Source organism: Vibrio sp. 1F253 (assembly GCF_041439295.1).
Classification (GTDB): domain Bacteria; phylum Pseudomonadota; class Gammaproteobacteria; order Enterobacterales; family Vibrionaceae; genus Vibrio; species Vibrio tasmaniensis_A.
Window position 1 is genome coordinate 20,825 of the sequence record NZ_JBGONU010000033.1, and the last position, 12,840, is coordinate 33,664.

The 12,840-nt window shown below is 44.3% G+C and carries 14 protein-coding genes; 10 read left to right on the forward strand and 4 right to left on the reverse strand.

Annotated features, from left to right (window positions below):
- Positions 1-81: 81 nt before the first annotated feature.
- From ACED28_RS15785 to ACED28_RS15795, 3 genes are all read right to left on the reverse strand, one after another.
- Positions 82-1,077: a membrane dipeptidase gene (locus ACED28_RS15785; RefSeq protein WP_029222845.1), complete on the reverse strand. Its 996-nt coding sequence runs from the start codon at positions 1,075-1,077 to the stop codon at positions 82-84.
- A gap of 210 nt (positions 1,078-1,287) precedes the next feature.
- The gene (locus ACED28_RS15790; protein ID WP_004730413.1) at positions 1,288-2,748 is read right to left on the reverse strand and encodes an aldehyde dehydrogenase family protein; all 1,461 of its coding nucleotides are present in this window, start codon (positions 2,746-2,748) and stop codon (positions 1,288-1,290) included.
- A gap of 189 nt (positions 2,749-2,937) precedes the next feature.
- Complete coding sequence (locus ACED28_RS15795) at positions 2,938-3,336, reverse strand: RidA family protein (RefSeq protein ID WP_029224053.1); 399 nt, start codon at positions 3,334-3,336, stop codon at positions 2,938-2,940.
- 157 nt (positions 3,337-3,493) lie between these two features.
- Between ACED28_RS15795 and ACED28_RS15800 the strand changes: the two genes are divergently transcribed.
- From ACED28_RS15800 to ACED28_RS15845, 10 genes are all read left to right on the forward strand, one after another.
- Positions 3,494-4,378 (forward strand): LysR substrate-binding domain-containing protein, encoded by an 885-nt coding sequence (locus ACED28_RS15800; protein WP_371710216.1) that lies wholly within the window; start codon positions 3,494-3,496, stop codon positions 4,376-4,378.
- Positions 4,379-5,186: 808 nt separating this feature from the next.
- Positions 5,187-5,588 (forward strand): ATP synthase subunit I, encoded by a 402-nt coding sequence (locus tag ACED28_RS15805; RefSeq protein WP_371710217.1) that lies wholly within the window; start codon positions 5,187-5,189, stop codon positions 5,586-5,588.
- Position 5,589: 1 nt separating this feature from the next.
- Positions 5,590-6,360: a F0F1 ATP synthase subunit A gene (gene atpB, locus ACED28_RS15810; RefSeq protein WP_009844934.1), complete on the forward strand. Its 771-nt coding sequence runs from the start codon at positions 5,590-5,592 to the stop codon at positions 6,358-6,360.
- A gap of 45 nt (positions 6,361-6,405) precedes the next feature.
- Positions 6,406-6,642: a F0F1 ATP synthase subunit C gene (gene atpE / locus ACED28_RS15815; RefSeq protein WP_004730405.1), complete on the forward strand. Its 237-nt coding sequence runs from the start codon at positions 6,406-6,408 to the stop codon at positions 6,640-6,642.
- Between the two features lie 54 nt (positions 6,643-6,696).
- Complete coding sequence (locus tag ACED28_RS15820) at positions 6,697-7,167, forward strand: F0F1 ATP synthase subunit B (RefSeq protein ID WP_004730401.1); 471 nt, start codon at positions 6,697-6,699, stop codon at positions 7,165-7,167.
- An 11-nt stretch (positions 7,168-7,178) separates the two neighbouring features.
- Positions 7,179-7,730 (forward strand): F0F1 ATP synthase subunit delta, encoded by a 552-nt coding sequence (locus ACED28_RS15825; RefSeq protein WP_371710218.1) that lies wholly within the window; start codon positions 7,179-7,181, stop codon positions 7,728-7,730.
- Positions 7,731-7,739: 9 nt separating this feature from the next.
- Positions 7,740-9,281: a F0F1 ATP synthase subunit alpha gene (atpA, locus tag ACED28_RS15830; RefSeq protein ID WP_016794807.1), complete on the forward strand. Its 1,542-nt coding sequence runs from the start codon at positions 7,740-7,742 to the stop codon at positions 9,279-9,281.
- 47 nt (positions 9,282-9,328) lie between these two features.
- Positions 9,329-10,198 (forward strand): F0F1 ATP synthase subunit gamma, encoded by an 870-nt coding sequence (atpG, locus tag ACED28_RS15835; protein WP_012600781.1) that lies wholly within the window; start codon positions 9,329-9,331, stop codon positions 10,196-10,198.
- Between the two features lie 44 nt (positions 10,199-10,242).
- Positions 10,243-11,628 carry a F0F1 ATP synthase subunit beta gene (gene atpD, locus ACED28_RS15840; protein ID WP_371710219.1) on the forward strand — a complete coding sequence of 462 codons (1,386 nt, stop codon included), beginning with the start codon at positions 10,243-10,245 and terminating at the stop codon, positions 11,626-11,628.
- A gap of 14 nt (positions 11,629-11,642) precedes the next feature.
- Positions 11,643-12,086, forward strand: coding sequence for a F0F1 ATP synthase subunit epsilon (locus ACED28_RS15845; protein ID WP_004730391.1), 444 nt, complete (start codon positions 11,643-11,645; stop codon positions 12,084-12,086).
- 184 nt (positions 12,087-12,270) lie between these two features.
- On the opposite strand, the gene ACED28_RS15850 is transcribed toward ACED28_RS15845, so the two are convergent.
- Positions 12,271-12,819, reverse strand: a complete 549-nt coding sequence (locus ACED28_RS15850) for an RNA-binding S4 domain-containing protein (RefSeq protein WP_371693112.1) — start codon at positions 12,817-12,819, stop codon at positions 12,271-12,273.
- Positions 12,820-12,840 lie beyond the last annotated feature (21 nt).

Here is a 12,840-nt window from a genome sequence, read left to right on the forward strand (position 1 = left end):
AGTGAAATTGGTAACAACAGCACTTCTAAATGAAGGTTAATTAGAAGGCTGCTTATTCGATGATTACTAGTGAGAAAGCACTTAACCCTTGCTTTGAGGCTCTAGGCCATCTTTCAAGAAGTTAAACCAGTTTTCTCCCAAGACTTGCCCAGCTTCAGACTCGCTGAAACCATGACGCATCAATCCGTTATAAATATTTTCCATACCCGCACTACCACAGAACCAAGGCAACGCATCTGGCCAACCTGAGTTGTTCGCAGAGCCTTCACCGTAGTCCATTGCTTTAGACCAACGGCCATTTCTCATCCACTCAAGAACGGCTTGCGGCTGGTTTAAGCATAGGTCACTACCAATACCTAGGTGTTCAACGCCAACCATGTCAGCGGTAGTCGCAACCATTTGGCAGAAATCTTCCAACGTACATTGGCTGCCATTTGGTAGGTGGAATGGGTACAAGCTGAACCCGATCAAGCCACCGCGTGCGGTTAGGGCTTTAATCACATCATTTGATTTGTTTCGTAGTGCATCATGAGCAAACGTTGGGTTCGCGTGGCTGATACAAATAGGACGAGAAGACAGGTCAATCGCTTCAAGTGTTGAGCGTTCAGCGCTGTGTGACATATCGATGATCATGCCCACTCGGTTCATCTCTTCGATTGCTTGCTTACCAAAGCGCGTGATGCCTGTGTCGTTCTTCTCGTAGCAACCCGTCGCCAATAAGCTCTGGTTGTTGTACGTCAATTGCATGATCAAAAGACCTTGCTGACGCATTACTTCGATAAGACCAATCTCATCATCGATTGGAGAACAGTTTTGAGCACCTAGAAAAATGCCGACTTTGCCTGTCGCTTTTGCAGTTTCAACATCAGCCATTGAGTGAATCGGCATGATAATGTCTGCGTTCTGCTCGAATCTTAAGTTCCATTCTGCAAAGCGAGATAAGGTTTCACGAGCTGTCTCGTGGTAAACCGCGGTAGCGTGAACTGCTGTAATGCCGCTCGCCTTTAGTGTTTGGAAATATTCTCTGTTCCAATTGCAGTATTGCAATCCATCTATAACAATCCGTTGCTGGTACATAACCACTCCTATTGAAAGCTCAGTGTTCTAGCTCGGTTTTGAAAACACGCTCAAATAACATGTTTTCAAAAATGGGTTAAATCACTTGTCTAATCTCGTTTGCAGCTTTGGTTGGGATGTTGGCCTGACTCTGTGAATCAGGCCAATTCGATAGCTGGATAGCTAGGGACTTAATATCTTCAGCTATCCAATTCTTATATAGAAAGTTGATTAGTAAGGACGCTGGTAAGCCGTCTTCACGACTGTGTAGAACTCTTTCGCGTACTGACCTTGCTCACGAGGACCGAAGCTAGACTCTTTACGACCACCAAACGGTACGTGATAATCAGTGCCCGCTGTTGGTAGGTTCACCATCACACAACCTGTTTGCGCTTGTTGCTTGAACATTGCGCTAGTACGTAGGCTTTGAGTAATGATGCCGCCCGTTAGACCAAAGCGAGTATCGTTGGTTGTCGCGATAGCTTCTTCTAGATCAGCCACACGAATCACGCTTGCCATTGGTGCAAACACTTCTTCTTGGTTCACTTCCCAATCGTTCTTAGTGTTTAAGAACAGCGTTGGAGACATGTAGAAGCCTTCGTGTTTCATGCTTAGGCGTTCGCCACCAAATGCTAGCTCACCGCCGCTTTGACGTGCTTTCTCAACCCAACCTAGGTTCGCTTCAAGTTGGTTGCCGTCAACAACAGGGCCCATGAACACGCCGTCTTCTAGTGCGTGACCCACTTTAAGCTCGCTCATACGTTTGATTAGTGCTTCAACGTATTGGTCGTGAATGCCATCCATAACCACTAGACGAGAAGATGCTGTACATTTTTGGCCTGCGCCAGAGAACGAACCTGCAATAGTCGCATCAACAGCTGTTTGAATATCCGCATCATCAGCAACCACAAGTGCGTTCTTACTGCCCATTTCTAGTTGGCAACGAACGAAGTTTGGCGCTGTAGCAGCCGCAACCTTACGACCTGTATCAACAGAACCAGTAAAGCTCACACCGTTCACTTCTTTAGAGTTGATCAGTGCATCACCTACTTTCGAACCACTACCTAGAACAAGGTTAAACGTGCCTGCTGGCATGCCTTGGCGGTGGATAATCTCAGTTAACGCAACCGCACTTGCTGGTGTTAGGTTTGCTGGTTTCCAGATAACGCTGTTACCGAAAGCCAATGCTGGAGCGATTTTCCAAGCTGCTGTTGCAGTCGGGAAGTTCCAAGGAGAGATGATGCCGATAACGCCCACCGCTTCACGAGTCACTTCTACAGAAACGCCTGGGCGTACTGATTCTGCGTTGTCGCCAATTTGACGAAGTACTTCAGCCGCAAAGTACTGGAAGAACTGGCCTGCACGGTAAATTTCGCCACGACCTTCAGCAAAAGGCTTACCTTCTTCACGAGAAAGCAACGTACCTAGCTCATCACAACGTGCAATCAGCTCATCACCGATTGCTTGAAGTACTGCTTGCTTACGTTCAATCGGCGTTTTTTCCCACTCTGGTTGAGCGTGCTTCGCCGCTGAAATCGCCTGTTGAACTTGGTCAGCACTTGCTTGTGCGAAGTTACCGATGTTTTCAGAAATATCTGATGGGTTAATGTTCGCAACGGTGCTTACACCCGCTTGCCATTCGCCGCCAATGTAAAGTGCGTTTTCTGCTTGAACATTCTGTAATTGAGTCATCATTCTGTCCTTGTAACGGTTAGGTTGCGGTTGAGTCTGGCAACCATCTGATTAATGAATAAAACGTTAATTTATATAAGTAATTACGTTTAAATCTTGTATCTAAAACTGAACCAAGTCGCTTGTATCAATAAACCGCTTTAATTCAAAACAGCTTTAATCCGCAAATTGCCTCAGTTCACAGTATCTTTATTCAGGTTGAGAGGCTGATGCGTAAACCACGAACTCAACCAACATTTCTTCTCTTGCTAACCCTGCAACGACGACCGCAGCACGGTTTGGATAAGGTGCATTGAAGTATTCTCCGTATACGCTGTTGACCGTTTTTAGATATTCACGGTCTGTCACGTAAATCAGAACTTGCAGCACTGAATCCATAGATTCGCCTGCACACTCCAACGTATGAACAAGGTTGTTAAAAGTCTGACGCGTTTGCGCTTCGATACCGCCTTCTACTACTGCGCCAGTTTCATCAATTGGAATCTGCGCTGTGTATAGAGTGCCGTTATTAACGATTGCCCACTCTAGTGGTGCTTTTGAAGCGAAAAGCTCGGTTTTTACTGGGTATTTTTTAGTTTGTGCGTTCACGATTCCATCCAACTTTGTAACAACTATGTTTCAAGATGGTTAAATACTGCACCTTGACGGCTGATAAATCTAACGGTAAATTTTGTGCATTTGATAAATAAAATCTATCACCTTTAAAAAAGTAAGGTATAGCAAGGCCTAGAGAAGGATTCCTGTCATGAGTATTAAGCTACAACAGTTAAAACATTTTGTTTTAGTGGTCGAAGAAGGCGGATTTAGAGCGGCATCTCACCGAGCAAATCGCTCGCAAGCGGCACTTTCAACATCGATAAAAGAGCTAGAAAAAATTCTCGGCCAACCACTGTTTGAAACGGGCAACAAATCGACGCTGACACCTTTTGGCGAAATATGTTTACCGAAAATCATTCAATTCTTAAATGTTTACAAGGCATTAGATAACGACCTCCGTGCTGCAGCAGCTGGCCAACAAGGGCGAGTTCGAATAGCGAGTGTCCCTTCAGTGGCCGCAAAACTAATCCCTAGTGTTTTAGGGGCTTTTTGCGAAAAGTACCCCAATGTTGAGGTCAGCTTAATTGATGATAATGCGGCAGGTGTGGAAGCGAGATTACTCTCTGGAGAGGTGGATGTAGCCCTCGGAAATAGCTCCCATTTAGAAGAAGAGAGTATCGATTTCACGCCTTTGCTCTCTGACCCTATTGGTGTGGTCTGCCTCAAAGATAACCCCATCGCCTCTCAACGAGAGGGAATCGAATGGCAAACTTTGTTAAAACAACCCTTCATTCGCAACGGTACTTGTACCCTACTTGACCCAACACCTGCACGAATGCTCAGCGAACAGGCTCTGTATTCAGTAGAGAACATCACTTCGTTGTTTTCGGTGTTAGAACTCGGGATAGGCGTGACCACGCTACCTAAGTTGGCTTTCCCGACCAATGAAACCCGTTTGGTGTGGATCCCATTGATTGACCCGCCCTTACAGCGTCAGATCGGTATTTTCAGATTGTCTGATCGTACGATCTCGCCACAAGCGCAGGCTTTTCATGACTTATGTATTCAATATCTAAGTTATGAAGACGAATAGAGGGACATGATTGAGTTTGTTTTCTTAAAAAGCGGTTGATAGAGCAACACATCAAGAAATTCCAGCTCTAATATCCAGAGTTTTGACCTTTCTATCTTGGGCTTAGTGCCCTAACCTTCAGATTTTTACCCTATCTTCAGCTCCTTACATCCATGTGAGGAGCTGAATTTCTTCCATCATATTCATCTTAAGCGCCGACTTATCCGTTTCTGATCGCCTGAAAGGCGTTAAGAATGAAGTCACGACAAACTATTTTGAAAAATAATCACTTCTAGATAGAGAACGCCGTACAAATAAATAACTCAATGCACGACGGCTTTCATCGCTAACTAAACTTGCTTTATCCACTTGTAGAATCACACTCAACAATCAACTTATAAATGACGCTAAGTGTTTGAATATACGTAATTGATAAGATCGTAACTTGCCCAATTGGTAGCTAAAACTCTTTCACAAAAACGCCCATTTTCGCTAAAAATAAAGCATTAAAAATTCTCATGAATAAAGTTATTCAACTATTACTTTCATAAATGAAAAACATTCATTTCAAAAATGGAATTATTGATGTCGCTTTTTGTCGTTTTGATCACATAATTTTAGGCGTAGTTTATATTTTGTCGAAACGATAGCGAATTAGTTTTTATCGTTTAATTTCGTCAGGAGATATAAAGCCAGAAAGATTATTTCTTTGTTAACAAGTAAAGGTTTATTAACAAGTCAAATTGCTATTAACAAGTAAGTGCTAGTAACAAAACATATTCAAACTGTGTTTTATATTAACTTACACTGTTAAATATAGGGTTTTATTATGAGGTTTAATGGGATAAGTAGTGACATCCTTGTTGCTGCTAAAAGAGTTATTCTCTGCCAAATAGTATTAGCCGTCGGTGTAGTTTTATATGAAGTGTTTTTTGGTAATAAAGTAGATATGGAGTCTTCAGCTTTGGGTGTCGTAATCGCGATGTTACCACCGCTGTTTGGTTTTATATATGCAAGCCTAAAGGTGCACAAGAATCCCAATTATAGTTTACGTGACTTAATGCAAATGAGTCGTGTCGTGAAAATAACCTATACGTTCTTAATGTTTATCTTGGCATTCCAGTTTTTTAAATTGGATAACCCAGTAATATTATACGCGTACATTTTTACAATGATTGGGTACTTCTTAACACCATTTATTACTGCCTCTACAAGATCGGAGTACGTGTAGTATGGATCAAGTCACTACCGCTCACGAATACATAGAGCATCACTTAACCTTCTTAACTACAGGTGATGGTTTCTGGGCGTTCAACATTGATTCAATGTTGGTATCTTGGATTACGGGTTTATTGTTTATTGGAGCTTTTCGATATGTAGTGACCAAGGGCACTAGCGGTGTTCCAGGTCGTTTTCAATGTTTTATCGAGCTTATCTTTGATTTCGTTAACAACCTAGTCAAAGAGATTTTTCAAGCGGAGGATAAATTAATAGGGCCACTGGCATTAACCACTTTTGTTTGGGTGTTGTTAATGAATGCAGTCGACCTATTACCAATTGATTTAATACCAGGGTTAACTCGTGTAATGGGTTTAGAACACTTTAGAGATCTACCGACAGCGGATGTAAATATCCCAATATCGATGGCACTCGGTGTGTTTATTCTACTGTTAACTTATACGTTAAAAAATAAAGGTTTGAAAGGCTTTATCAAAGAGCTCACTACTCAGCCATTTGATAACCCTCTTTTATATCCTGTTAACTTCGTTCTTGAATTAATAACATTAATTTCAAAGCCAATATCACTAGGCTTACGATTATTCGGAAATATGTATGCAGGCGAGATGATATTCATCCTTATCGCACTAATGCCTTGGTGGATGCAATGGGCACTCAGTGTTCCATGGGCCTTATTCCACATATTAATCGTATTCTTGCAAGCATTTATATTTATGGTACTGACCGTTGTTTATTTAGCAATGGCAACAGAAGAACACCATTAATTAATAACTAAAAATTAACTAACAAATTATTTATCGGAGATACAAATGGATATCGTAAGCGCAGTTTTATATGTAGCAGGTGCATTACTGATCGGTTTAGGTGCAGCGGGTGCAGCATCTGGTATTGGTAACTTAGCAGGTAAATACCTTGAAGGTGTTGCTCGTCAACCAGACCTTACTCCAATGCTTCGTACTCAATTCTTCATCATGATGGGCCTTGTGGATGCTGTACCGATGATCGGTGTTGGTATCGGTCTATACATCATCTTTGCCGTTGCTTAATTAAAAGCTTTGAAAAGATCGATTTGTAAATAATCAAGATTTAGTGAGGAAGGTATGAATTTAAATGCCAGCATGTTTGGTCAAGCAATCTCATTCGTGATTTTTGTTTGGCTATGCATGAAATATGTATGGCCCCCTCTCACCGCGATGTTAGACGAGCGCCAAAAAGAAATCGCTGATGGTTTACGCCACTCAGAGAATGCAGCGAAAGAGCTAGAACTAGCAAAATCAAATGGCGCACAACTCGTCGCAGATGCGAAAAAAAATGTGACCGAACTGATTGAGCAAGGCAAAAAACGCCGCAACGAAATCATCACCTTAGCTCACCAAGAAGGTGAGCAAGAAAAAGCGCGCATCTTAGAGCAAGGTAGAGCTGAGCTAGAAGGCGAACGTCAAAAGTTACGCCGTGAACTTCAGGCGGATATGGCAGACGCTGTTATTCAAAGTGCACAGAAATTGATCAGCAAAAACCTAGATTCTGAAACGAACCGAGCGTTAGTTGATCAAATGATAAGCGAACTCTAAACGGAGGCAATATGTCAGATTACACCAATATTGCTCATCCCTACGCTAAAGCATCGTTCGACTTTGCTTTAGGTGAAAACAAGTTACAAGAGTGGCACTCAATGCTGTCCATTCTTGTGACGGTAGCGGAAGAAGAAACGATCGCTAAGCAGATTTCATCAGCAGAAGGTGTTCACACACAGCAATCTGAAGAACTGGTCAATCTCATCATTCACGTTTGCCAAGGACTTGTTGATGACCACGTCATTAATCTCATTAAAGTCTTGGCTGAGAATGGCCGTCTTGTAGTGATCAGAGACTTGTTTAACTTGTTCAGCGACCTAAAGGACGAACATGAACGTGTAATCCCTGTCACTGTCACCAGTTCAGAATTGCTTACACAAGATCAAGTTACATCACTCACTGCTGCACTTGAGAAGAAATTAGAGCGTCAGGTTGAAATGGAACAGGTTATTGATGACTCGCTGGTTGGCGGGATCGTCATCAAGGCGGGTGAAACCGTCATCGATGGTTCTTTGAACACATCAATTAGCCGATTAGCCCATCAACTTCACGCGAGATAGGTAACAATTATGCAATTAAATTCAAATGAAATCAGCGATCTAATCAAAGATCGCATCTCGAAGTTTAATGTGAGCACCGAAGCTCGCAACGAAGGCACCATAGTCTCGGTTCGTGATGGCATCATTACTATTAATGGCCTTGCGGATGTCATGCAGGGTGAGATGATCGAGCTTCCAGGTGGTAAATACGCTCTTGCTCTTAACCTTGATACCCACTCAGTCGGTGCCGTGGTTATGGGGCCCTACACTGACCTTTCTGAAGGTATGAAAGTGAAAGGGACAGGTCGTATCTTAGAAGTACCTGTAGGTAATGGACTGCTTGGCCGTGTAGTGAACACACTAGGTGAGCCAATCGATGGTAAAGGCCCAGTGAGTTGTGACCGACTCGACCCTGTAGAAGTAATTGCACCCGGCGTAATCGAGCGTAAGTCCGTCGACCAGCCAATTCAAACGGGTTATAAAGCCGTTGATACCATGGTGCCTATCGGTCGTGGTCAACGTGAACTTATCATCGGTGACCGTCAGACGGGTAAAACAGCGTTAGCAATCGATGCGATCATCAACCAAAAAGATTCTGGCATCAAATGTGTGTACGTGGCTATTGGCCAGAAAGCCTCTACTATCGCAAACGTTGTTCGTAAACTGGAAGACCACGATGCGCTTAAAAATACCATCGTTGTTGTCGCATCAGCATCAGAATCAGCCGCGCTTCAATACCTAGCACCTTATGCTGGTTGCACCATGGGTGAATACTTCCGTGACCGCGGTGAAGATGCACTGATCATCTATGATGACCTATCAAAACAAGCCGTCGCTTACCGTCAAATATCATTACTACTTAAACGCCCACCGGGTCGTGAAGCCTTCCCTGGCGACGTATTCTACCTCCACTCACGCTTACTAGAACGTGCGGCAAGAGTAAATGCGGAATACGTTGAGAAGTTCACAAACGGTGAAGTGAAAGGCCAAACAGGTTCATTAACCGCGCTTCCTATCATTGAAACTCAAGCGGGTGACGTATCGGCGTTTGTACCAACCAACGTAATCTCGATTACTGATGGTCAGGTTTTCCTACAAACCCAACTATTCAACTCAGGTCTACGTCCTGCTGTTGACCCAGGTATCTCGGTATCTCGTGTGGGTGGTGCAGCACAGTGCAAGATCATCAAGAAACTGTCTGGTGGTATTCGTACATCGTTAGCTCAATACCGTGAGTTAGCGGCATTCGCTCAGTTCTCTTCTGACTTAGACGACATGACGCGCAAACAGCTTGATCATGGTGAACGTGTAACCGAACTGATGAAGCAAAAGCAATACTCGCCGATGTCTGTCGCAGAGCAAGCAACGGTTATCTACGCAGCAGAAAAAGGCTATTTGGCTGACGTAGAGTTGCACAAAGTTGCGCGTTTTGAAGAAGAATTAATTGCTTACGCAAAGGGCCAAAACCCAGAGTTGTTCGACACCATTAACGCTAACGGTGACTACAACGACGAGATCGACAGTGCACTTGCAAAGCTTCTCGGTGACTTTGTAGCGTTGAAAGCTTGGTAAACGCTCCGGTTTGTTGGCTGGAAATCAAAACAAATTAGGAGCAGATGATGGCAAATACTAAAGAAATTCGCACCAAGATAGGCAGTGTTAGTAACACTCAGAAAATCACCAGTGCAATGGAGATGGTTGCGGCAAGTAAGATGCGTAAGGTTCAAGACAATATGACGCTAACACGTCCATATGCCGAGAACATGCGCAAAGTTATCTCTCATGTCGCATCAGGGTCGCTGGAATACCAGCACCCCTACCTTCAACAGCGTGAACCAAAACGCGTTGCTTACATCATTATTTCGTCCGATCGAGGCTTATGTGGTGGCTTGAACTCGAATTTGTTCAAGAAAGTGTTAGAAGAAATGGAGATGTGGCGTACCAAAGGCGTTGAGGTAGAAACGACCCTAATTGGTTCAAAAGCTATCTCATTTTTCCAACGCAGCGGCAATGTTATCGCGCAAACGTCAGGCCTTGGTGACGCGCCTAAATTAGAAGACATTTTAGGTACGGTTAACGCGATGCTAGGGCATTACGACGACGAAAAAATCGACAGCTTGTATCTCGTGTATAACCAGTTCATCAACACCATGGTTCAAGAACCAACGACCTTGCAGTTGCTGCCCCACCCTTCAGATTCTGAGGCCGATGGAGGCGCGAAAAAAGCACGTCGTTGGGACTACATCTACGAACAAGCACCAAGAGACATCCTCTCTGAGCTGTTACATCGATACATTGAATCACAAGTGTATCAAGGCATCGTAGAGAGCATTGCCTGTGAGCAAGCAGCCCGAATGGTGGCCATGAAAGCGGCGACCGATAACGCAGGCCAACTCATCGATGATTTGCAGTTGGTATACAACAAAGCACGACAGGCTGCCATTACCCAAGAACTGAGTGAAATAGTCTCAGGTGCTCAAGCTGTCTAAGTGCAGACAAGAGTGGGTTAAGAATAGAATTTGAGGATTTAGAGATGAGTGTTGGAAAAATAGTTAAAGTTATCGGCGCGGTGGTAGACGTCGAGTTCAGCGGCGGCAACAGCCCACGCGTTTATGATGCATTGAAAGTGACTAGCGAGGAAGCAAGCTCTCTCGTATTGGAAGTTCAGCAACAACTGGGTGGCAGTATCGTTCGTTGTATTGCAATGGGTACGTCAGATGGCTTGCGCCGCGGCCTAACTGTTGAAAACACCGGTTCTCCAATCACCGTTCCTGTGGGCGAAGAAACCTTAGGCCGTATCATGAACGTTCTTGGTCAGCCTATCGATGAATGCGGTGAAATCGGTCAACAAGAAAGCTACGAAATTCACCGAGAAGCACCCTCTTATGAAGAACAAGCAAACAGCACTGAACTTCTTGAGACCGGCGTTAAGGTTATCGACCTTATTTGTCCGTTCGCAAAGGGCGGTAAAATCGGTCTGTTCGGTGGTGCTGGCGTAGGTAAAACCGTCAACATGATGGAGCTTATCAACAACATCGCCAAAGCACACTCAGGTCTCTCTGTATTTACCGGTGTTGGTGAGCGCACTCGTGAAGGTAACGACTTCTACTACGAGATGAAAGAAGCGGGTGTTCTAGACAAAGTAGCCATGGTTTACGGCCAAATGAACGAGCCACCGGGAAACCGTCTACGTGTAGCATTGACTGGCCTGACTATGGCTGAGCGCTTCCGTGATGAAGGTCGTGACGTACTGTTGTTCATTGATAACATTTACCGTTACACGCTTGCGGGGACTGAAGTATCAGCACTGTTAGGTCGTATGCCTTCAGCAGTAGGTTACCAACCAACACTCGCTGAAGAGATGGGTGTACTGCAAGAGCGTATCACTTCGACTAGACAAGGCTCTATCACGTCTATCCAAGCGGTATACGTACCTGCCGATGACTTGACTGACCCATCGCCAGCAACAACCTTTGCTCACTTAGATGCGACCGTTGTACTGTCTCGTAACATCGCGGCATTGGGCCTCTACCCTGCAATCGACCCATTGGATTCAACATCTCGCCAATTGGACCCGCTTGTGGTTGGTCAAGAACACTACGACATTGCACAAAAAGTCCAAACAACGCTGCAACGCTACAAAGAGCTAAAAGACATCATCGCGATTCTTGGTATGGATGAGCTGTCTACTGAAGACAAACAAACGGTATCTCGCGCTCGTAAGATTGAACGTTTCTTAACTCAGCCTTACCACGTGGCCGAAGTGTTTACCGGTCAGAAAGGTGTATTTGTACCGTTAAGCGAAACACTAAGAGGCTTTAAAGGCCTGTTAGGCGGCGAATATGACGATATCCCAGAGCAGGCATTCTTGTACTGTGGTTCTATCGACGAAGTGCTTAACAAAGCAAAATCACTCTAAGAGGCAGGTGCACCATGGCTATCGGAATTACAGATAATACATTTCAACTTAATATTGTAAGTGCGGAAGGTACGCTGTTTTCAGGTCCAGCGTATGCCCTAGCCGTTTCTGGCGCTGATGGTGAGCTGGGGATCCGCCCGGGTCACTCCCCGCTTCTCAGTAAAATAAAGCCTGGCGTGACAGTGTTTGTCACAGACCCTAAGTCAGAGGGACAAGTGCTTTATGTTTCTGGCGGGATGCTAGAAGTTCAGCCGGATGTGGTAACGGTGTTAGCCGATACTGCCTTGCACGGCCAAGATATTGACCGCGCTCGCGCAGAAGAAGCGAAATATGCAGCCCTAGAGAATATCAATAAGGGCAATGTAGACATCAACTTTGCACAAGCTCAGCTTGAACTCGCAAAAGCCGTTGCTCAGCTTCGCGCATCAGAACTGACGTCTTCTCGCACTCGACACTGAGAATAAGCGTTATTGGCCGTTAGCTGTGCTAGCAAACAAATACAAAAAAGGCTCACTAGATAGTGAGCCTTTTGATATCTGCTTAACGTAAAACCGAGGTCTAACGTTGCTTGATGTTCAAACGAATAGTTTTAAAAGATTCGTTTTAGAAAAGCAGTTTAGAGCCGTCGTTTAGAACTGTAGTTTAGAAGAATTCAATCGAGTTACGGCCGCTTTTGTCGTCACGTTGTGGCTTAGGCGTATCCGCTTTCTTTTTCGGTTTGTTTTCTTTCTTCTTCTCTTTTTTCTCTTTCTTTGGTTCAGCCGTTGCGCTTAGCATTTCTGCTTTGCTTTTCTTAGATTCTTTCTTCTTAGAATCCTTTTTAGACTGACCTTTCTTCGCCTTGTTCTCTTTTTTAGGCGCTTCTTTCTTTTTCGGCTTTTCTGATTCTTCTTGTACTGGCTGATCACACACCACTACATAGTATTCTTGGTTGAATTCAAAGAAGTCGCCATCGTACATTTTACGACGCTTACGCGTTTCCAGCTCACCATTTACCGCTACGTAGCCTTCAGAGATGATGTGCTTAGCTTCACCGCCACCACTCACTAGGTTAGCAATTTTAAACACTTTGTAGAGCTCGATTGGCTGTGATGAAACATCAATACCAATTGCTTCAATCTCAATCTCTTCGCCTTCTTCGCCCAGCTCTTGACCTTCGTAGTCAGCGTCTTCGTAATGTTCTTGGTCCATGGTGACCTCTACCTAAATATG